Source organism: Pseudomonas sp. RT6P73, assembly GCF_054897715.1.
The window spans coordinates 4,625,109-4,645,653 of the sequence record NZ_JBUBUV010000002.1; the positions used below are offsets into that span (position 1 = coordinate 4,625,109).

Annotated in this window: 16 protein-coding genes; 6 read left to right on the top strand and 10 right to left on the bottom strand. The window is 59.1% G+C overall.

What is annotated here, in order from left to right:
* Positions 1-75: 75 nt before the first annotated feature.
* Both treC and treP read right to left on the bottom strand, forming a co-directional pair.
* Entirely contained in the window at positions 76-1,722 is a 1,647-nt protein-coding gene (gene treC / locus ACYZT6_RS21520; protein WP_462028554.1) for an alpha,alpha-phosphotrehalase, read from the bottom strand.
* Between the two features lie 35 nt (positions 1,723-1,757).
* Positions 1,758-3,200, bottom strand: a complete 1,443-nt coding sequence (gene treP, locus ACYZT6_RS21525; protein WP_462028555.1) for a PTS system trehalose-specific EIIBC component — start codon at positions 3,198-3,200, stop codon at positions 1,758-1,760.
* Positions 3,201-3,435: 235 nt separating this feature from the next.
* On the opposite strand from treP, the gene treR reads away from it, so the two are divergent.
* Both treR and ACYZT6_RS21535 read left to right on the top strand, forming a co-directional pair.
* Positions 3,436-4,140 carry a trehalose operon repressor gene (gene treR, locus ACYZT6_RS21530; RefSeq protein WP_462028556.1) on the top strand — a complete coding sequence of 235 codons (705 nt, stop codon included), beginning with the start codon at positions 3,436-3,438 and terminating at the stop codon, positions 4,138-4,140.
* Between the two features lie 99 nt (positions 4,141-4,239).
* A complete protein-coding gene (locus tag ACYZT6_RS21535) occupies positions 4,240-7,284 on the top strand; it encodes a membrane-targeted effector domain-containing toxin (RefSeq protein WP_462028557.1) in 3,045 nt (1,014 codons plus the stop codon).
* Between the two features lie 87 nt (positions 7,285-7,371).
* Here the strand turns inward: ACYZT6_RS21535 and guaA are convergent, their stop codons facing one another.
* The 4 genes from guaA to ACYZT6_RS21555 form a co-directional block, all read right to left on the bottom strand.
* Positions 7,372-8,949, bottom strand: a complete 1,578-nt coding sequence (gene guaA, locus ACYZT6_RS21540) for a glutamine-hydrolyzing GMP synthase (protein ID WP_266016673.1) — start codon at positions 8,947-8,949, stop codon at positions 7,372-7,374.
* A 126-nt stretch (positions 8,950-9,075) separates the two neighbouring features.
* Positions 9,076-10,545 (bottom strand): IMP dehydrogenase, encoded by a 1,470-nt coding sequence (gene guaB / locus ACYZT6_RS21545; RefSeq protein ID WP_109634587.1) that lies wholly within the window; start codon positions 10,543-10,545, stop codon positions 9,076-9,078.
* Positions 10,546-10,748: 203 nt separating this feature from the next.
* Complete coding sequence (locus ACYZT6_RS21550) at positions 10,749-11,297, bottom strand: sugar ABC transporter ATPase (RefSeq protein WP_462028558.1); 549 nt, start codon at positions 11,295-11,297, stop codon at positions 10,749-10,751.
* Positions 11,298-11,469: 172 nt separating this feature from the next.
* Positions 11,470-12,237 (bottom strand): sulfite exporter TauE/SafE family protein, encoded by a 768-nt coding sequence (locus ACYZT6_RS21555; protein WP_462028559.1) that lies wholly within the window; start codon positions 12,235-12,237, stop codon positions 11,470-11,472.
* A 100-nt stretch (positions 12,238-12,337) separates the two neighbouring features.
* Here ACYZT6_RS21555 and ACYZT6_RS21560 point away from each other — a divergent pair, with 100 nt between their 5' ends.
* The 3 genes from ACYZT6_RS21560 (at position 12,338) to ACYZT6_RS21570 (ending at position 15,580) form a co-directional block, all read left to right on the top strand.
* Complete coding sequence (locus ACYZT6_RS21560) at positions 12,338-13,285, top strand: LysR family transcriptional regulator (protein WP_462028560.1); 948 nt, start codon at positions 12,338-12,340, stop codon at positions 13,283-13,285.
* Positions 13,286-13,375: 90 nt separating this feature from the next.
* Complete coding sequence (gene xseA / locus ACYZT6_RS21565) at positions 13,376-14,755, top strand: exodeoxyribonuclease VII large subunit (RefSeq protein ID WP_462028561.1); 1,380 nt, start codon at positions 13,376-13,378, stop codon at positions 14,753-14,755.
* Positions 14,756-14,758: 3 nt separating this feature from the next.
* Positions 14,759-15,580 carry a peptidoglycan DD-metalloendopeptidase family protein gene (locus ACYZT6_RS21570; protein WP_462028562.1) on the top strand — a complete coding sequence of 274 codons (822 nt, stop codon included), beginning with the start codon at positions 14,759-14,761 and terminating at the stop codon, positions 15,578-15,580.
* A gap of 133 nt (positions 15,581-15,713) precedes the next feature.
* On the opposite strand, the gene ACYZT6_RS21575 is transcribed toward ACYZT6_RS21570, so the two are convergent.
* Both ACYZT6_RS21575 and ACYZT6_RS21580 read right to left on the bottom strand, forming a co-directional pair.
* Positions 15,714-16,070 (bottom strand): hypothetical protein, encoded by a 357-nt coding sequence (locus ACYZT6_RS21575; protein WP_462028563.1) that lies wholly within the window; start codon positions 16,068-16,070, stop codon positions 15,714-15,716.
* Entirely contained in the window at positions 16,067-16,300 is a 234-nt protein-coding gene (locus ACYZT6_RS21580) for a hypothetical protein (protein ID WP_462028564.1), read from the bottom strand. The genes ACYZT6_RS21575 and ACYZT6_RS21580 overlap by 4 nt, the downstream gene beginning before the upstream one ends.
* A 166-nt stretch (positions 16,301-16,466) precedes the next feature.
* Between ACYZT6_RS21580 and leuA the strand changes: the two genes are divergently transcribed.
* Positions 16,467-18,146, top strand: coding sequence for a 2-isopropylmalate synthase (gene leuA, locus ACYZT6_RS21585; RefSeq protein ID WP_462028565.1), 1,680 nt, complete (start codon positions 16,467-16,469; stop codon positions 18,144-18,146).
* A gap of 201 nt (positions 18,147-18,347) precedes the next feature.
* Here the strand turns inward: leuA and ACYZT6_RS21590 are convergent, their stop codons facing one another.
* Positions 18,348-19,139: an amidohydrolase gene (locus ACYZT6_RS21590; RefSeq protein WP_109634599.1), complete on the bottom strand. Its 792-nt coding sequence runs from the start codon at positions 19,137-19,139 to the stop codon at positions 18,348-18,350.
* Complete coding sequence (locus tag ACYZT6_RS21595) at positions 19,127-20,275, bottom strand: pyridoxal phosphate-dependent aminotransferase (protein WP_462028566.1); 1,149 nt, start codon at positions 20,273-20,275, stop codon at positions 19,127-19,129. Before ACYZT6_RS21595 ends, ACYZT6_RS21590 begins: the two co-directional genes overlap by 13 nt.
* Positions 20,276-20,545 lie beyond the last annotated feature (270 nt).

A 20,545-nucleotide genomic window follows, 5' to 3' on the forward strand; every position in this document is an offset into this window, starting at 1 on the left:
CGCAAATTCGGCGCGCAAAACTCCTCCGCGCAGCGTTCTGCGTGTTTTTTAAGTCGGTGTTTTTTTAGTGGTCGGTCAGTCGGTCAGGTGCAAAACGAATGACTCATAGGGCCTTAACAAAATCTGTCGGTTTCGCGGCGGACAGTCCGGGTAATTGCTGATAACCACGCGTTGAGCCATCGCGTCGCTGATCACTTCATCCGCCAGTTCCATTTCGCACGGCGTGCCATAGAAGTTGTTCAGTACCAGCAAACGCTCGCCATTTCCTTCACGCACATACGCCCAGATTTGCGTGTGCTCCGGCAACAATTGCCGATAGACGCCATCGGAGATCAGCGCTTCACTGCGGCGCAGGGCAATCAACTGACGGTAGTGATGCAGCACGGAGTCCGGGTCGTCGAACTGAGTGGCGACGTTGATCTGGGTCGCGTTGGCCGGCACGCCAATCCAGGGTTCTGCCGCACTGAATCCGGCGTTCGGCTCGGCGTTCCAGTGCATCGGCGTACGGCCGTTGTCCCGGGACTTCTGCATGATCGCCGCCATGTTGTCGGCATCACTCGCACCGGCTTCGCGCTTGAGCCGGAAGATGTTCAGCGTCTCGACATCGCGGTACTGATCAATGTGATCAAACCCCGGATTGGTCATGCCCAACTCTTCGCCCTGGTACACAAACGGTGTGCCCTGAAGGAAATGCAGCGCGGTGCCGAGCATCTTCGCCGACACCACGCGATGTTCGCCGTCATCGCCAAAACGCGAGACCACGCGCGGCTGGTCGTGGTTACACCAGAACAGCGCGTTCCAGCCGCCGCCAGCCTGCATGCCGGTCTGCCAGTCGGACAGGATGCGCTTGAGCTGGAGGAAGTCGAAGTCGGCGCGAATCCACTTCTGCAGGTTCGGGTAATCGACCTTCAGGTGGTGGAAGTTGAAGGTCATCGACAGTTCTTTCGAATCCGGTTTCGAGTAGCGAATGCAGTGCTCCAGGCTGGTGGAGGACATCTCGCCGACGTTGATCAGGTCGTGGCCTTCGAAGACTTCGCGGTGCATTTGATGCAAGTACTCATGCACGTTCGGGCCGTCGGTGTAGAAGCGTCGACCGTCGGTGTTGTCCTCGGGGAAATCCGCCGGTTTGGAGATCAGATTGATCACATCCAGACGGAAACCGCCCACGCCTTTATCGCGCCAGAAACGCATCATTTTGAAGACTTCGGCGCGTACCGTTGGGTTGTCCCAATTCAGGTCGGCCTGGGTGTGATCGAACAGGTGCAGGAAGTACTGACCGGTCTGCGCCTCATATTCCCACGCCGAACCGCCGAACTTGGATTCCCAGTTGTTGGGCTGATCGCGCCAGATGTAGAAGTCGCGATAGGGGTTGTCGAGGCTACTGCGGGCCTGCTGGAACCAGGTGTGTTCGATCGAGGTGTGGTTGACCACAATGTCGAGCATCAGCTTGATCCCGCGCTTGCCGGCCTCGGCGATCAGCAACTCACAGTCGGCCATGGTCCCGTAGCTCGGATCGATGGCGTAGTAATCGCTGATGTCGTAACCATTGTCACGCTGGGGTGAACGCAGGAACGGCGTAATCCACAGGCTATCGACACCCAGCCAGTGCAGGTAATCGAGCTTGGCCACGACGCCGAGCAAATCACCCGTGGGGTTGCCGGCGTGGCTGTGAAAACTCTTCGGGTAGATCTGGTAGATCACCGAACGTTGCCAGTCTTGCATGGCGCTATTCCTTCAACAAATTGATGTGGCGACCGTCAGGCAACCCGATAGCCGGGACGAACAATTTTCATACTCAACCCGCAGGTCAAAACAAACGGCACAACCATGGCGATGACCATCCCGATCACGAACATCGGAATGAACTGCGGAATGATCGAGATGAAACCGGGCAAGCCACCGACACCGATGGCCGAGGCCTGGACTTTGTTCAGCGACAGGAAGATGCAGCCTAGGGCCGAGCCGGTCAGAGCCGCATAGAACGGAAACTTGTAGCGCAGGTTGACCCCGAACATCGCCGGCTCGGTGATGCCGAAATAAGCGGAAATCGCCGAGGTCGAGGCCATGCTTTTGTCGCGCACATTGCGGGTCATGTAGAACACCGCCAATGCCGCGCTGCCCTGGGCGAGGTTGGACATGACGATCATCGGCCAAATGAAGGTGCCGCCCTGGGTGGAGATCAGCTGCAAGTCGACCGCGAGGAACATGTGGTGCATGCCGGTTATCACCAGCGGCGCGTAGAGCAAACCGAAAATCGCGCCACCGACCATCGGAGCCAGGTCAAACAGGGTCACCACGCCTTCGGTGATGAGAATCCCCAGATGCCGGGTCACCGGGCCAATCACGGCCAGTGCCAGCACGCCAGTGACGACGATGGTGGTGATCGGCACAACCAGCAATTGCACCGCGTTCGGCACCCGCGCCCGCAGCCATTTTTCGATGACGCTCATCACGTAGGCCGCCAGCAGGATCGGCAGGATTTGTCCCTGGTAACCGACCTTCTCGATCTGGAACAGCCCGAGGATGTCGAAGTACGGCAGGCTCTGCCCTTCGAGACCCGCGACTGCCTTGCCGTAGTTCCAGGCATTGAGCAGATCGGGGTGAACCAGCATCAGGCCGAGCACGATGCCAAGGATTTCGCTGCCACCGAACCGCTTGGCCGCCGACCAGCCCACCAGCGCCGGGAGGAACACAAACGAAGTGTTGGCCATCAGGTTGATCAGGCTCCAGAGTCCGTCGAGTCTCGGGTAGGCGTCCAGCAGGGTCTGGCCCTCGATGAACATGCCTTTGGCGCCAATCAGGTTGTTGATACCCATCAACAACCCCGCAATGATCAACGCCGGCAGGATCGGCATGAACACGTCGGAGAACACCCGCACCAGACGCTGCATGGCGTTTATCTTGTCGGCGCTTTTTTGTTTAACGTCGGCGATGGTTGATGCGGCGAGACCGGTTTGGCGGCGCAGTTCGGCATACACCTTTTCAACCTCGCCGGGGCCGATGACCACCTGGAACAGGCCTCCGGTGAAGAACGAGCCTTTCACCAGGTCGATCTGGTTCAGCGTGGCGCTGTCGACCAGGCTCGGGTCCTTGAGGGCCAGGCGCAGGCGTGTGACGCAGTGCGCGGCCTGCTCGAGGTTGTCGCTGCCGCCGAGGCTTTGCAGCAGCTCGCTGGCGATGTTCGGATAGTCGTGGCTCATGCTTTTCTTCCGCTGTAGTTTTTTGTTTTGGCAGCACGCCGAAGCGAAAAGTACTCGTCTGTACGAGTTAAAGCAACAACTCGTACAGACGAGTTTGGTTTTGTTTACCTAAAGCCCGACAGTCGGCGACTTTTCCTACACCCCGGAACGATGAAACCTAAACCCGCATGGACAAACCCCTACCCTGCCCTTAAGGTTCGAAACCTTGAGCACATCGCGGCACAGAGCCATACCCATGAGTAAATACAACCAGATCTACAGCGATCTGCTTGCCAGCATCACGACCGAACGTCTGGAACGCGGCGCCCGGTTGCCTTCCGAAACCGAATTGATGGACAGCTATCAAGCCAGCCGCGGCACCGTGCGCAAGGCCATCGAGCAATTGCAGGAGCGCGGTTTCGCCCAGAAAGTCCACGGTAAAGGCACCTTCGTGCTGTCGACCAACCCGATCGAATTCCAGTTGGGCGGCATCGTCAGCTTCCAGGAGACTTACCCGCGACTGGGCAACGACGTCAGCACCGAGGTGGTCGAATTCTCACAAATCCCCCTCGAAGGCGCGCTGCTCGAACACATCAAGGCTGAAGAAGGCAGCCTGATCACGCGGATCAAGCGAGTTCGGCGGATCGACGGCAAACGCGTGATCCTCGACATCAACCATTTTGTCAGCGACGTGATTCCCGGCTTGTCCCGCGAGATCGCCGAGCAGTCGATCTACGCCTTCATCGAGCAGACCCTGCAACTGCAAATCGCCTACGCCCAGCGCACCATCGAAGCGGTACCCCGGAGCAAGGACGACCAGCACCACCTGGACCTCGACGGCCAGAGCCATGTGATCGTGGTCAGCAACCAGACTTTCCTGCAGGACGGTCGCCAGTTCGAGTACACCGAATCACGGCACACCCTCGACAAATTCTACTTTTCGGATGTGGCACGGCGCTGACCCTACACGGTCACGAAATGCATGTGGGCATAACTATGTAGTGCACTTGCCTTGAGCAAATGGGTAATCCTCACGGCCCATTTCTCAAGGAGCGAGAGCATGCCCGTTGATCAGAGTACTGAAGCGTTACCCAATGCCGCCGACAAGGAGCAACTGTTAACGATTGCCCCCGTCGTCGTGACAGCCTGCCCGGGCTTGAAAGAAGAAGCCCACGCGGTCGCCAGCGAAATCCTGAAAAAACACGGCATCACCAATATGGACCCGGATCAGGTCTGGTGGCATCGGTTCGACAACGTCTCGGCCAGCAGCACCAAGGCTTTTCTGAGTTGGGAGCACGCCCCCAAACCCTGTGAATCATTGACCCTGACGCAACTGGTCATCCATGGGTACCGCGTGACCGATCAAGACGACGCCCTCGAACTCAACAGTAATGGCGGGTTTTACACTGCGGATGCAAACGCCAGTATTTTCAATGAAACCAATGAAGTGCGGATGTACCCCAGCAAGGTCCTGACGGACCTGTGGGAGATGAACCTCAGTGAACGCTATCTGAATAAATTGAACGCTTTCTGGACGACTCATTTCGATGACTTCCGGGCCCTCGCCAAATGTAACTACCTCAGCAAAGCCGTCGAGGCACGGCAAATCGGTCAACTGGACGAGGAGGATTTTCAGACCGTCGTAAGAGCCGTCGTCGGTGGCGCGGCCTGGCCAATCAGCCTTGCGACCCTGCAGTCGCAAACCGCTTCGCCTGCGGATCTTCGTGTCTGCGCCCTTGATGTCGCAGGGCATGTCGCCACCGATATTCTGCGCATCGTCGACCAAAAAGATCGGCAGATCACTTACGTCCCCGGCGCCGCACAGCCCTTCCAGGTGCACCCGACACTGACGGACATGCACTGGTGGATCTTGCTGCAAATGAACGAAGAGCAGCCACGCACCGAGTTCATGACCCATTTCCCGCTGTCGGTCCGTAAAGAAGTCCATGACAACATCACCCCGTTGATGAACCAGCTGGTCGGCACCTGGGGTCAATACGACCACCACTTGATCAATCAGAAAAACATCACCATCAACGGCGATGCTTTCACCTGGCAGAGCCGGGCGGTCCAGAGCACGATGCTGGAAGAGGCCGACCTGACGCTAGTAACCCACGGGCAAATGCGCAAACAGCTTTGGCTGGGTTACCTGACTGCCGGTCTGCATGTATTTGGGCCATTGACGGTTCTGGGCTGGCCGATCGCGTTGCCGGTGATCGGGGCCAGTGTCGCGGCGATGGGTTTGAACATCGACAAAGCGGTCAATGGCAAAACGGCGGCGGAACGCAAGGCAGGCGTGATTGGCGCGGTGCTCGATGGCATCAATGCCCTGTTCAATATCCCGCTGCTCAAGGACGTCGACGTGCTGGAGGAAGCAGGAGCTTCGGTCGACGCAGCCGAAGCGGCTGAGATGGCAGACCTGAGAGCGGCCGGTCATCCGGATGAACCTGTCGGTGCGCAATCAACACAAGCGTCCGATGATGCTCAGGGAATAATCCGTCAACTTGAGGAGTTCACTCCCCTGCCGAAAGACTCCGGGCAAGTATTAGAAGTTCCCGAGCACTGGCAGAGCAATGAAATCCTCGAAAGCCAAGCGCCCCTGGCCACGAGCGGAAAATTCCAGGGCATCTACTCGCTGGACTCAAACCCTTCCACCGCTATTCTGATGAACGACCAGGCTTACTTCGTGCGCTACGAAGCCGACATCAACGGCGGCGGTACGTGGGCCATCATCGATCCGGAAAAACCGCTCGCTACTTCAGGATCAATGCCGGTACGCCTGAATGCCGAGGGTGAATGGGAACTGGCGCCGAAAAGTGGATTAAAGGGCGGCGGCAAGGACCTCGTCGAACCCGTTCCCGGATCTTCCACGGGAACCACCCAAGCCCGGCCACCGGCTGATTTGTTTCGACACCTGACGAAATACGATGCCCCCAATGGACGTTCAATGAACCAAATTGCACTGGGCGAAAAAGAAACACACGTCAAAATCGTCAACCTTCCCGATGGGACCCTCAAAGGGGTGACTGCGTACGATGAATACATCGCCGCACGGCGCACGGCCCTGGTAAGAGATGCGCGCACATTTCACTCTCCAGGAAACTTTTTCGCCTCATTGCCAGCACGTCCGGTACAGCCCGTCATCACCCCATCCACGACCGTCCCGGAACTTATCGAGAAAATATTCGACGCCGCGCCCGGGTTAGTCGTCGGTGAAAGTCAGGATCGTATTGCCAGCATGCGGTTCCTCATCGAAAACATGGAGACGCTGTCGAAACAAGGCGTCAAGACGATCTACATGCACCGTTTGCTTAACGACTTCAGTCAAGTCGACCTGAACAATTTCGCCGAAACAGGAAAAATGGACGGCATGCTGGGACTGTATTTGAAACAGCTTCAGAGCGATCCCGCCGGGCAGTTCACACCACTGGAAGTTGTCCGTACGGCCCAACAGTACGGCATTCGAATCCAGGCCACTGATTGCCTGGCAAGCTATCGATACGAAGGCGCGTCCTTTGGCACGATGTCTCAACAATCCATCAAGAACTACCTCACTCACACGATCATTCAGGCCAACGAAGCCTACAACCCTGGAAAATGGGTGGCGCTGACCGACCAGGAAAACACCAACACGTTCAGGGGCATTGCCGGCATCAGCGAAACGGAGGGAGGTATCGGTTTGCGGATCGAAGAGGTTGCTCCTGACCAGAATCTGCACATCGAGATCGACCATGGCATCGAGGTGGGCCGCGACGTTCAGCCGCCACAGCCGCAAATGAGCGGAGACTTCGACACCTTGTATGCGGACGTCAGCCTGGAAATGCCTACTCCTGTCATTCAACGAACACAGGAAGCACTCCTCCGGCTCCTGTACCGTCCCGGTATGTTCACCATCGAGCAATCAGAGGACTTCTGGACGTTGATCCATCGCAGCAGGACCGGCGAGATTGTTCGGACGATGATTGAGCGAACAGAGGGTGGCGGCGTTCTGATCAACCGTCCTGCCTGGACCGATGTGCATCAGGTCAACTTCCAGAATATTGGCCTGCTTGCGCGAGCACTCAATCGCATGGGCATGACGCTTGAAGGGCGTCTGCCGGTGTAACCCAGCAGACTCTGGTACGCAAAAGGCCCCGTGAACATAAGCTCACGGGGCCTTTCAGGTGCTACGGACGATCAGTTGAAACCGGGATCACTCCCACTCGATCGTCGCTGGCGGCTTGCTCGACACGTCGTAGGTGACACGGGAGATGCCTTCGATTTCGTTGATGATCCGGCCGCTGACGGTTTCCAGCAGTTCGTAAGGCAGGTGTGCCCAACGCGCAGTCATGAAGTCGATGGTTTCCACGGCACGCAGGGCAACCACCCAGGCGTAACGACGGCCATCGCCGACCACGCCAACCGATTTCACCGGCTGGAACACCACGAATGCCTGACTGACTTTGTGGTACCAGTCGGCCTTGCGCAGTTCTTCGATGAAGATGTGATCGGCGCGACGCAGCAGGTCGGCGTATTCCTTCTTCACTTCACCGAGGATCCGCACGCCCAGGCCCGGGCCCGGGAACGGGTGACGGTAGACCATGTCGTACGGCAGGCCGAGTTCCAGGCCCAGACGACGGACTTCGTCCTTGAACAGCTCGCGCAGGGGTTCAACCAGCTTGAGGTTCATTTCTTCCGGCAGGCCACCCACGTTGTGGTGCGACTTGATCACGTGAGCCTTGCCGCTTTTCGCGCCAGCAGACTCGATCACGTCAGGGTAGATGGTGCCTTGGGCGAGGTACTTGATGTTGTCCAGTTTGTTGGACTGGGCATCGAATACGTCGATGAAGGTACGGCCGATGATCTTGCGTTTTTTCTCTGGGTCGGACTCGCCTGCCAGATTGTCGAGGAACTGATCTTCGGCATTAGCGCGGATCACTTTGACGCCCATGTTCTCGGCGAACATGGCCATCACTTGCTCGCCTTCGTGCAGACGCAGCAGGCCGTTGTCGACGAAGACGCAGGTCAACTGGTCGCCAATGGCTTTGTGCAACAGCGCGGCAACCACCGAGGAGTCAACGCCGCCGGACAAGCCGAGCAAGACGTTGTCGGTGCCGACCTGGGCGCGAACCTGAGCGATGGCGTCTTCAGCAATTTTCGACGGCGTCCACAGCGCTTCACAGCCGCAGATGTCGAGGATGAAGCGCGACAGGATCCGACCGCCCTGCTTGGTGTGGGTCACTTCCGGGTGGAACTGCACACCGTAGTAACCGCGAGCGTCGTCGAACATGCCGGCGATCGGGCAGCTCGGGGTGCTGGCCAGGATGTGGAATTCCTGCGGCATCTTGGTGACCTTGTCACCGTGGCTCATCCACACGTCGAGGCCGAACAGGCCGTCGGCGTCGATGTGGTCTTCGATGCCGTCGAGCAGGCGGCTCTTGCCGACCACGTCGACACGGGCGTAACCGAACTCACGCAGTTCGGAACCTTCAACCTTGCCACCCAGCTGTTCAGCCATGGTCTGCATGCCGTAGCAAATACCGAAGACCGGTACGCCCAGGTCGAACACTGCTTGCGGGCAGCGAGGGCTGTTGGCTTCGTGCACGGACTCGGGGCCGCCGGCGAGAATGACGCCTTTTGGAGCGAATTCGCGAATCGCGTCTTCATCCATATCGAACGGATGCAGTTCGCAGTACACGCCGATTTCACGCACGCGGCGGGCAATCAGCTGGGTGTACTGGGAACCGAAATCGAGGATCAGGATGCGGTGAGCGTGAATGTCGAGGGCCATGAGAGAAACTCTGAAAAGCAGTTGCAAGCTTCAAGCTGCAAGCTGCAAGTAGTCGGAAGCTGCGCGGTAGCTGCTTGAACGCAGTACCGCTTGCAGCTTATAGCTTGTGGCTCGTAGCTGGAGGCGTCAGCCGACCCGATAGTTTGGCGCTTCTTTGGTGATCTGTACGTCGTGGACGTGGGACTCGGCCATACCGGCGCCGGTGATCCGCACGAACTCAGGCTTGGTGCGCATTTCTTCGATGTCGGCACTGCCGGTGTAGCCCATCGAGGAACGCAGGCCGCCCATCAGTTGATGGATGATGGCGCTCAGGCTGCCCTTGTACGGAACACGCCCTTCGATGCCTTCCGGAACCAGTTTCTCGGCGCCTGCCGAGGAGTCCTGGAAGTAACGGTCGGAGGAACCTTGAGCCTGGGACATGGCGCCCAGCGAACCCATCCCACGGTAAGCCTTGTACGAACGACCCTGGAACAGTTCGATCTCACCTGGCGCTTCTTCAGTACCGGCGAACATCGAGCCCATCATCACGCAGGAAGCACCGGCTACGATGGCCTTGGACAGGTCACCGGAGAAACGGATGCCGCCGTCGGCGATCAACGGAACGCCTGTGCCTTCAAGGGCAGCGGCGACGTTGGCGATGGCACTGATTTGCGGGACGCCGACACCGGCGACGATACGGGTGGTGCAGATCGAACCCGGGCCGATACCGACCTTGACTGCGTCAGCGCCGGCTTCGGCCAGAGCCTTGGCGGCAGCGCCGGTGGCGATGTTGCCGCCGATGACCTGCACTTCAGGGAAATTCTGTTTGACCCAGCGAACGCGGTCGATCACGCCTTTGGAGTGACCGTGTGCGGTGTCGACCACCACCACGTCAACGCCGGCATTGACCAGGGCGGCTACGCGGTCACCGGTGTCTTTACCGGTACCGACTGCAGCGCCAACGCGCAGACGACCTTGATCGTCCTTGCTGGCCAGCGGGTAAGCCTTGGCTTTTTCGATGTCGTTGACGGTCATCATGCCTTTGAGGGCAAATTTGTCGTCGACGATCAGGACGCGTTCGATGCGGTGCTTGTGCAGCAACTCGCGAACGTCGTTCTTGTCGGCGCCTTCCTTGACCGTGACCAGACGCTCTTTAGGCGTCATCACTTCGCGGACAGTGGCTTCCAGACGATTTTCGAAACGCACGTCACGGGAAGTGACGATGCCGACCAGGTCGCCATTGTGCAAAACCGGAACGCCGGAAATGTTGTGCTGGCGGGTAAGTTCGAACAGCTCACGAACCGTGGCGTCGGCCTCGATAGTGATCGGGTCCTTGACCACGCCGGCTTCGTAACGCTTGACCTTGCGAACTTCGGCAGCTTGCTGCTCGATGGTCATGTTCTTGTGGATGATGCCGATGCCACCTTCCTGAGCCATGGCGATTGCCAGACGGGCTTCAGTGACGGTGTCCATGGCAGCAGAAACCAGAGGAATATTCAGCTCGATGCCACGGGTTAGGCGGGTCTTGAGACTGACTTCGTTAGGAAGCACCTCGGAATAACCAGGCACTAGGAGAATGTCGTCGAATGTCAGAGCTTCTTGGCTGATACGCAGCATCGCGGGGGCTCCCGAGCGGGAAAATGGAAGCGCGCCATTATAGTCAGACACCCCCTCGGGTTCAATGTAAAACTCTGTCTATTATCGATGCAGTGATCGACGGGGGTCTGGAACGCAAATCCTGTAGGAGCGAGGCTTGCCCGCGAAGGCGTCATCACTGACGCTAAAAGGTTCGCGGGCAAGCCTCGCTCCTACGGTTTCGGTTACAACTCGACCTTCACCCAGCTGACAGGCTGATCCAGCCATTCGGCAAACTCATCGATAAAGCTCTGCTTGAACCCGGCCTCGGCCCAGTTGTTAAAGATGAACCCCAGGTTGGAAAAACCGCATTCCTGCAGGAAAAGAAAGCCGTTGATGTCGTCTTCATGCCCGCATTCCGGGCAGGTGAAGTTATCGGTGCGCCCCGGCATCCAGTCTTCCAGGCTGTCGAACAGCGCTTCGCCGACTTCCTTGCGGCACTCGGCGCAGCCCGCTTCCTCAAGGAATCCCTTGGCCGGCGTATAGATGCAACGCTTGGTGATGATCTCCAGGCCATTGATCGGCTCACTGAACGGCAGCGCTTGTGGATGCAACACCACCGCGCGGGCACCGTCGGCGATGGCGTGGGCCATGCGATTACCCGTGCGGCCACAGGTGGTCAGTTCTTCCTTGATGATGTTCTTGCGCACCAGCCAGCGCACAACCGCCCGGGCCCGAGGTTCATGCACCGGCAGCGTGGAGATTTTCGGGACGATGATGCTTTGCGAATTCATGGTGCAAGCCTGCTGCGTCAAATGGATGTTTCTGCGGCGTACCGGCTGACGCTTTCGCGGGCAAGCCTCGCTCCTACAGGACCGGTGTCAACGACATAAATCCACTGTAGGAGCGAGGCTTGCCCGCGAAGGCGTCGGCGCGGCCGGCAGCTTAATCCCTGGCGAAATCCGGTCAAGTACTCAAATAACGCGCGATCAATGCAATCCCGCTCGCCAGCACCAACCAGGTCACCAGCCGCACGAACGCCTCGCGGGACAATTTCATGGTCAACCGCCGCCCGATCCACAGCCCCAAGGCCATGGCCGGCAACAAACACAATGCCAATACCAACAAGGGTAGCTCGGCATAGACACCCGCGACGGCAAACAGACTCAGGCGCACCACGGTGCTGCAGCTGATCAGCGCACTCTGGGTCGCCCGCGCCGCCTCTTTCGGTAACCGACTGTTCAAATAGATCGCATATAAAAAGCCGCCACTGCCAAACAACGCCCCGAACATTCCGCCCACTGTCCCCATCGGCACGGCCCAACCGGCGGACAATTGCGCAGGCCGGGTTTTGACCCACAAGCTGTAAATCGCATAGGCGCTGATAAACAGCCCCATCAGCAGTAGCAACACATCGGATTTGAGGTTCAGCAGAAAGATCACCCCCAGCGTGCAACCCACCGCCATGCACGGCAGGAGCCACAGCAACTCGGGTTTCGCCACCTCCCGCCGCGAAGGCAGCAGATTGCCGAAGGCTGCGACGAAATCCAGCAGCACCAGCAACGGCACGATCTTCGACAGCGGCATGAACAGAATCAGAATCGGCCCCGCCACCAACGCGGTACCAAACCCGGCGATGCCAAACACGATGTACGCCAGGGCAATGCCCAATCCAATCACCAGCCAATCCGTGGCGCCGAATGGCCATTGGTTCAACATCTCAAGCACATTCATCTGCACGGCTTCCTTGAATACCTGGGATGACTTTAGCCAGCACCGAGTCTTGCGACTAATATCTTCAAAGCCATCCACCCATCTCAAAAAGGCATGCCTGGTGCTTTCAACCCGCCAATTGCGTTACTTCGTGGAAATCGCCGACTGCGGGAGTTTCAGCGCGGCCGCAGAACGACTGTTCATTGCCCAGTCGGCCCTGAGCCGGCAAATAAAGGACATGGAAACCCGCCTGCAAACGCCATTGTTCGAGCGCACCGCACGCCAGCCCCGACTGACGGCGGCCGGTGAAGCCTTCCTGCCCCGGGCGAGAAACCTGCTGAACGAACTGACCAAAGCCAGCGAGATAGCCACCCAGGTCGGCAATGGCGAACTCGGCACCTTGCGCCTCAGCCACTCCAGCACCGTGCCCATGAGTGGCCGCCTGCTGCGAGGCATCAGCGACTATCTGGATCAGCATGTCGGCGTGTCCATGGACATCGCCAAGCTGTCTTCCGAAGTGCAACTTGAAGCGTTGGCCGACGGTCGGCTGGATGTCGGACTGCTGCGCCTGCCGGTCTTGCGCCAACGTGAAGGCGTGCAGATTGTTCCTTTGTATAGCGAACGATTGCTGCTGGCCGTTCCCCCCAATCATCGGCTGGCTGTGGATAAGTCCGCTCAAGGCATCGATCTGGCGCAACTGAAGGATGAGGCGTTTATCTCCATTCCTCATCCTCAGCGTGGCGGGTTGAGTTATTTGTCCGCCGAGTTGTGCATGCGTCAGGGATTCTTCCCGAAAGCGGCGCGGGTGGTGTCGCGCAAAACCACGCAACTGCAACTGATACAGGCCGGTTTCGGCATCGCCCTGCTGCCGGAGTCGATGCGAGACATTGCGCCGCCCGACATCCATTTCCTGCCCCTGAACGATCCGGATTGCCACAGCACCGTCGCCCTCGCCAGCAAGCAAAATCCCACCGCGCTGGTTCAACACTTCATCAACACCTGCACAAAACCCTGTAGGAGCGAGCCTGCTCGCGATAGCGGTCCAACATTCAACATCCATGTCGACTGACACACCGCCATCGCGAGCAGGCTCACTCCTACAAGGGGATTTTCGCTGGGTCATGGAGATTGCTCATCGAATGCCTTTAAACTGCGCCCCATGATTAAAGATCCCTTTGCAAGACTCGGCCTGGACCGTGAAGTCCTGACTGTCAGCCAGCTCAACGGCCGCGCGCGGGTGTTGCTCGAAGACGTGTTCAGCAACATCTGGGTCGAAGGCGAAATATCCAACCTCGCCCGGCCGGCGTCCGGCCACGTGTATTTCACCCTCAAGGACAGCGGCGCCCAGGTGCGTTGCGCGCTGTTCCGGCAGAACGCGGCGCGGGTTCGCCAGGCGTTGAAAGACGGGCTGGCGGTCAAGGTGCGCGGCAAGGTTTCGCTGTTCGAGGGGCGTGGCGACTATCAGTTGATCCTCGACACCGTAGAGCCGGCCGGTGACGGTGCCCTGCGTCTGGCCTTCGATGCATTGAAGGAAAAACTCAGCGCCGAAGGCCTGTTCAGCGCCGAGCGCAAAGTGCCGTTGCCGGCGCACCCGCAACGCATCGGTATTATCAGTTCGCCGACTGGCGCGGTGATTCGCGACATCATCAGTGTATTTCGCCGCCGCGCGCCGCAGATCCAGCTGACGCTGATCCCGACCGCTGTGCAGGGCCGCGAAGCGACTGCGCAGATCGTCCGCGCACTGAAACTGGCGGACGCCCGCGGTTTCGATGCGTTGATCCTCGCCCGTGGCGGCGGTTCGCTGGAAGACCTCTGGTGCTTCAACGAAGAAGCCGTGGCCCGCGCCGTGGATGCCTGCGTGACGCCGATTGTCAGCGCCGTCGGCCATGAAACCGACGTCTCGATCAGTGACTTCGTGGCCGACGTCCGCGCCCCGACGCCGTCCGCTGCCGCCGAATTGCTCGCACCGGATTCCAGCGACCTGGTGCGCCGGGTGGAGAGCCTGCATCGACGTCTGGTCATGCGCATCCGTGACCGCTTGATGCGCGACCGCTTGCGCCTGGAAGGCATGTCCCGCCGCCTGCGTCATCCTGGAGAACGCCTGCGCCAACAAGCGCAACGTCTGGACGACCTGGACATGCGCATGCGCCGCGCTTTCGAACGCAACCTCACCACCCGCCGTGAACGACTGATTCGTCTGGAAACCCGCCTCGCCGGGCAACACCCGGGACGGCAACTGGCGATGCTTCGTCAGCGCCTAGACAGCTTTGCCGAACGCCTGCCGCGTGCCATGCGCGAAGGGCTCAAGTCCCGTCGTCTGCAGCTGCAAAGTCAGGTGCAGACGCTGCAGGTGGTCAGCCCACTCGCGACGCTGGCCCGTGGCTACAGCATTCTGCTGGACGAACGCGGCAACGCGATTCGCAGCGCCGAGCAAACCCACACCGGTCAACGGCTGAAAGCCAAACTGGGCGACGGCGAGCTGCAAGTCCGGGTCGAAGACAATCACCTGACGCCTGTCACCCTTTCTTTACTGGATTGATCCATGCCGCGTTTTTTAGCTCCGCTGCTGTTGTTGTGCCTGACCTTCAATGCCCACGCCGACAGTTACATCACCCGCCTGCTGAACAAACCGGTGCCGGGGGGCGTGGCCGTGGTGGATCTGGGCACTTCCGCCCAGGCGCCAAAAGCCAGTTATCAAGGCAAATCGGTGCTGGTGGTCAAGGAACAGAGCAATTGGCTGGCGATTGTCGGCGTGCCGTTGACGGTTAAACCGGGGACGCAGCAGGTCAGCAGCGGCGGTCGTAATCTGAGTTTCACGGTCGGCAGCAAGAAGTACCCGGAACAGCACATCACCCTGAAGAACACGCAGCAGGTCAATCCGAACCCGGAGAATCTGAAGCGTATCGAAGGCGAACTGGCCGAGCAGATCGCTGCCTACCGCACGTTCAGCCCGAACACGCCAAGCAACCTGCTGCTGGACAAACCGGTCAACGGGCCGCTGTCGAGCAAGTTCGGCGTACGCCGGTTCTTTAACGGTGAAGAGCGCAATCCTCACTCAGGCCTGGATTTTGCCGTGGGTGCCGGCACACCGATCAAGACCCCGGCGGCGGGCAAGGTGATTCTGATCGGCAACTACTTTTTCAACGGCAATACGGTGTTTGTCGACCATGGGCAGGGCTTTATCAGCATGTTCTGCCATATGTCGAAGATTGATGTGAAGGTGGGGCAGCAACTGGCGCGTGGTGGAGTGGTCGGGAAGGTTGGCGCCACCGGCCGGGCGACCGGGCCGCATATGCACTGGAATGTCAGTCTGAATGATGCACGGGTGGATCCGGCCATCTTTATTGGGGCATTTCAGCCATAAATAGTCGTTGAGGCTGCCGGCCTCTTCGCGGGCAAGCCTCGCTCCTACAGATATGTCCTGATCACACAATTTGGGCACGACGCAAATCTGTAGGAGCGAGGCTTGCCCGCGAAGGCGATCTCAAGGACGCCGCTTATTCAGCATCCAGGTCCTCAATCCCATGGACTTCCCGGTCTGCCAGACAATGGTTGATCCAGGTTTGAGTTTCTTCCGAGAAACCAGCCAACTCTTCCGCCGTAATCAACTCGCGGGCACACAACCCCAGCAGGTGAGATCGGGCCTCATGCCGTGAAAACCTGAAAACGCCAAACGCCCAATACAGCTCTTTCTGCCCGGCCTTCAGCAGTTCTTCGCTGGCTTCTATCCGATCATATGGCGCCTGGCTTCTGTCGAGAACCGTACGCTCGACCTCCTCCATGATCCGGATACACATCCGTTCATGCGCCTTCGGGCGCAGCGCGCTGTAAAGCTTCCAATCCGACTCGTTCATTGCCGACTCCTGCATTCCAGTCGCCTGGTTGAGGCTTTAAGAATAGCTGCGCCCACCGAGACAAGACCGCCTACTTTCAATTGCGCAACGATCAAACCTTGCGCAAACATCAAAACAATCACGCCAATTCGAAGCAATAAAATCGCGGCATAAGCGCTTTTTCGAGTATTCCTCTCAATTTTTTTCGACTGCTTGCCATCCTCAACCACGGCGGTTAGGGTTGAGGGCATGAAAACCTCGCACACCCTCATTCAGCTTCGCCAGCACCGCAGCCTGTGCCTCGTCAGCGCACGACTGCCAGGCTGAATCGCGGTGCCTCGCCCCACGCTTTTCCCCAAGAACATTTGATCCACCGGCAGGCCGCCTTTTTTCGGCCCACACAATAAGGATTTCCCGATGAGCATGCTCAAAGACCCGTCTTCGAAATACCGCGCGTTCCCGACCATCGATATCCCGGACCGCACTTGGCCATCGAAGACCATCACCGCAGCGCCGATCTGGTGCAGTTCCGACCTTCGTGACGGCAACCAGTCGCTGATCGAGCCAATGGACGCGGTCAAGAAGCTGCGCTTCTGGAAAACCCTGGTGCAGGTCGGTGTGAAAGAGATCGAAGCCTCGTTCCCGGCCGCTTCGCAAACCGACTTCGACTTTGTGCGTACCCTGATCGAAGGCAACCACATCCCGGACGACACCACCATTCAGGTGCTGACCCAGGGCCGTGAAGACTTGATCGAGCGCACCTTCGAATCCTTGCGTGGGGCGAAGAAAGCCATCGTTCACCTGTACAACGCGACCTCCCCGTCCTTCCGCCGTATTGTCTTCAATCAGGACAAGGAAGGGGTCATGGCCATCGCCGTGAACGCCGCCAAGCTGTTCGTCAAATACGCGGCCCAGCAGCCGAACACCGAGTGGACCTTCGAATACTCGCCGGAAACCTTCAGCGCGACCGAACTCGAATTCGCCAAGGAAGTCTGCGACGCGGTGATCGAAGTCTGGAACCCGACGCCTGAGCACAAGATGATTCTCAACTTGCCAGCCACCGTCGAATGCGCGACCCCGAACATCTATGCCGACCAGATCGAATGGTTCGGTCGTCACATCAACCGCCGTGACAGCGTGATCATCAGCCTGCATACCCACAATGACCGTGGCACCGGCGTTGCCGCTACCGAACTGGGCCTGATGGCCGGCGCCGACCGTGTCGAAGGCTGCCTGTTCGGCAACGGCGAGCGTACCGGTAACGTCGACCTCGTGACCGTGGCGCTGAACCTCTACACCCAGGGCATTCACCCTGAGCTGGACTTCTCCGACATCGACGGCGTGCGCAAAGTCGTCGAGGAGTGCAACCAGATCCAGGTGCACCCACGTCACCCGTACGTCGGCGACCTGGTTCACACCGCGTTCTCCGGCTCGCACCAGGATGCGATCCGCAAGGGCTTCGCCCAGCAGAAACCGGACGAATTGTGGGAAGTACCGTACTTGCCGATCGACCCGGCCGACATCGGCCGCAGCTACGAGGCAGTGATCCGCGTCAACAGCCAGTCGGGCAAGGGCGGTATCGCTTACCTGCTGGAACAGGAATACGGCATCAGCTTGCCGCGTCGCATGCAGATCGAGTTCAGCCAGGTCGTGCAGCGTGAAACCGATCGCCTGGGCCTTGAGATGACCGCCCAACAGATCCACGCCTTGCTGCACAGCGAGTATCTGCAGGCCAACACCCCGTATGCGCTGGTCAGCCATCGCCTGCAGGAAGAAAACGGTCACAGCGCCGTGGAAGTGGAAGTCTCGGGCAAAGGCCAAGGCGAAACCAACCTGCACTGGCGCGGCAAGGGCAACGGTGCGCTGGAAGCCCTGGTCGCCGGTCTGCCAATTCCGGTGGAAATCATGGACTACAACGAACACGCAATCGGCGCGGGCACCAATGCCAAGGCTGCGGCCTACATTGAACTGCGCGTGAATGGTGAACGTGCGGTGCATGGCGTCGGTATCGATGAAAACATCACCACCGCGAGCTTCAAGGCCCTGTTCAGCGCGCTGAACCGCTCCCTGAGCCAGCCGGAAGCGAAAGCGGCGTAAGCGTTCGCGGCAATGCAAAAGGCCCCTAGGTGCGAACCTCGGGGCCTTTTTTGATCTTCGGTTTTTGTGTCGCCCGTCATGGCCTCATCGCGGGCAAGCCCGCTCCCACAGTGATCGGGGTGAACATGATTTTCATGTACACCACCAATCCTTGTGGGAGCGGGCTTGCCCGCGATGAGGTCCTGTAAGGCAGCGGAAATCTCAGGTGAATTCGAACGTATCGGCATCGAGATTGGCCGGGAAACGCGTGCGGTAGGCCTGAAGATCCGCCGCATTCAGCACGACCTGAAACACGCCATCGGCTTCGCCGGCACTGAGCAATGTCTCACCCTGGAAATCCAGCACCTGGCTGTCACCGGTGTATGCAAACCCTTTACCGTCAGTACCGATGCGATTCACCGCAGCCACGTAGCAAAGGTTTTCAATCGCCCGGGCCGGCAGCAAACGGTTCCAGTGCTGGCGGCGTGCTCCGGGCCAGTTCGCGGTGTAGAGCAGCAAGTCGGTGTCCTGGGCATCGCGGCTCCAGACCGGGAAACGCAGGTCGTAGCAAATCAGCGGCCGCACTCGCCAGCCCTTGAGCTCGAACTGCACCTGGCGCTCGCCCGGCGTGTAGTGGTTGTGCTCGCCGGCCATGCGAAACAGATGACGCTTGTCGTAGTGCCAGACTTCGCCGTCCGGCCGCGCCCACAGCAGTCGATTGCGATGGCTGCCATCGGCGGCCTGGACGATGACGCTACCGGTAATCACCGCGTCGAGTTTTGCCGCCTGGACGCGCAGCCATTTGCTGGTCGGACCGTTTTCCGCTTCGGCGAGGGTTTCCGATTCCATGGAAAAACCGGTGGTGAACATTTCCGGCAGGATAATCAGGTCAGCCCCGCGAGCCTGCTCAAGCAATTGCTCGAAATGCTCCAGGTTGGCCTGGCGGTCATGCCAGGCCAGGGTGGTCTGGATCAGCGCGACATTCAGATTGGGCAGTGCACTCAGATCACGCATAGTTTTGCCGCTGCTTCACGCAACGTCTCCTCGCGTTTGGCGAAGCACAGGCGCACCAGACGCTGGCCCTCGGGTGGCGTCTGGTAGAACACCGAGATCGGGATGCTCGCCACGCCATGTTCACGGGTCATCCACAGCGCCATCTCGACGTCATTGAGGTCCGGGCGAATCTGCGAATAATCGACCAACTGGAAATACGTGCCGGTCACCCGCTGAAAGCTGAAACGCGACGGCGCCAGCAGATCGCAGAACAGATCGCGCTTGGTCTGGTAGAAACCCGGCAATTCTTCGACGTGCTCAGGATGCTCGGCCATGAAGTCGGCCAAAGCGTATTGCAGTGGGGTCACGCCGCAGAAACTGACGTACTGGTGAACCTTGCGTAGCTCGGCGGTGAGCGCCGGCGGGGCGACCACGTAGCCGGTTTTCCAGCCGGTGACGTGGTAGGTCTTGCCGAAGGAACTGACCACGAAGGCGCGTTGATACAGCTCTTCGTGGTTCAGTACGCTGACGTGAGGCACGTCGTCGAAGACCAGATGTTCGTAGACTTCGTCGCTGACGATGTAGATGTCGCGATCCCGAATCAACGCCGCCAACTGATCCAGTTCGGCACGATTTATCAGCGCGCCACTCGGGTTATGCGGGGAGTTGAGAACGATCATCCGGGTGCGCGGCGTAATCGCTTCGGCGAGTTTTTCAAAGTCGATGGCAAAGTCATTCAGACCGAGTTGCACATGCACGCAACGACCACCCGCCAGTTCCACCGACGGCTCGTAACTGTCGTAGCACGGATCGAACACGATCACTTCGTCGCCGCTGTGGATAACCGCCTGAATCGCACAGAAGATTGCTTGAGTGGCGCCGGGTGTGACCGTCACTTCATGGTCGGCATCCACGTTGACGCCGTAGCTGCGGGCGATCTTCGCCGAAATCTGCTGGCGCAGCGCCGGCAGGCCGGTCATCGGTGAATATTGGTTGTGGCCACTGGCGATGTGCCGACCGACCGCATCGCACAGGGCTTGCGGGGCATCGAAATCGGGAAAACCCTGGGACAGGTTGATCGCCCCGGTTTGCGCCGCGAGCTGAGACATCTGAGTGAAGATAGTGATGCCGACATTCGGCAGCTTACTGGTGATCATCGGTGATTCCCTGCTCTACACCCGGCTCTAACGGCGGCGCGGGAGAGCCCGAGGATAGCCCATCCGGCGCCCATAAAAAAAGGGCGCCCGCTGGCGCCCCTCTTCTAATGACCAACACATAACCTTGTGGCGAGGGGGCTTGCCCCCGTTGGGTGGCGTAGCCGCCCCTAAATCATCCACTGCGGTCTGTCAGATAAACCGCGGTGTAGGTTTTACGACTGCTCCGCAGCCGAACGGGGGCAAGCCCCCTCGCCACAAAAGCCCCATACA

Excerpts from the sequence above, each read along its gene's own strand:
- treC (WP_462028554.1), bottom strand. The coding sequence starts at position 1,722 with ATGCAAGACTGGCAACGTTCGGTGATCTACCAGATCTACCCGAAGAGT.
- treP (WP_462028555.1), bottom strand. The coding sequence starts at position 3,200 with ATGAGCCACGACTATCCGAACATCGCCAGCGAGCTGCTGCAAAGCCTC.
- treR (WP_462028556.1), top strand. The coding sequence starts at position 3,436 with ATGAGTAAATACAACCAGATCTACAGCGATCTGCTTGCCAGCATCACG.
- ACYZT6_RS21535 (WP_462028557.1), top strand. The coding sequence starts at position 4,240 with ATGCCCGTTGATCAGAGTACTGAAGCGTTACCCAATGCCGCCGACAAG.
- guaA (WP_266016673.1), bottom strand. The coding sequence starts at position 8,949 with ATGGCCCTCGACATTCACGCTCACCGCATCCTGATCCTCGATTTCGGT.
- guaB (WP_109634587.1), bottom strand. The coding sequence starts at position 10,545 with ATGCTGCGTATCAGCCAAGAAGCTCTGACATTCGACGACATTCTCCTA.
- ACYZT6_RS21550 (WP_462028558.1), bottom strand. The coding sequence starts at position 11,297 with ATGAATTCGCAAAGCATCATCGTCCCGAAAATCTCCACGCTGCCGGTG.
- ACYZT6_RS21555 (WP_462028559.1), bottom strand. The coding sequence starts at position 12,237 with ATGAATGTGCTTGAGATGTTGAACCAATGGCCATTCGGCGCCACGGAT.
- xseA (WP_462028561.1), top strand. The coding sequence starts at position 13,376 with ATGATTAAAGATCCCTTTGCAAGACTCGGCCTGGACCGTGAAGTCCTG.
- ACYZT6_RS21570 (WP_462028562.1), top strand. The coding sequence starts at position 14,759 with ATGCCGCGTTTTTTAGCTCCGCTGCTGTTGTTGTGCCTGACCTTCAAT.
- ACYZT6_RS21575 (WP_462028563.1), bottom strand. The coding sequence starts at position 16,070 with ATGAACGAGTCGGATTGGAAGCTTTACAGCGCGCTGCGCCCGAAGGCG.
- ACYZT6_RS21580 (WP_462028564.1), bottom strand. The coding sequence starts at position 16,300 with ATGCCCTCAACCCTAACCGCCGTGGTTGAGGATGGCAAGCAGTCGAAA.
- leuA (WP_462028565.1), top strand. The coding sequence starts at position 16,467 with ATGAGCATGCTCAAAGACCCGTCTTCGAAATACCGCGCGTTCCCGACC.
- ACYZT6_RS21590 (WP_109634599.1), bottom strand. The coding sequence starts at position 19,139 with ATGCGTGATCTGAGTGCACTGCCCAATCTGAATGTCGCGCTGATCCAG.
- ACYZT6_RS21595 (WP_462028566.1), bottom strand. The coding sequence starts at position 20,275 with ATGATCACCAGTAAGCTGCCGAATGTCGGCATCACTATCTTCACTCAG.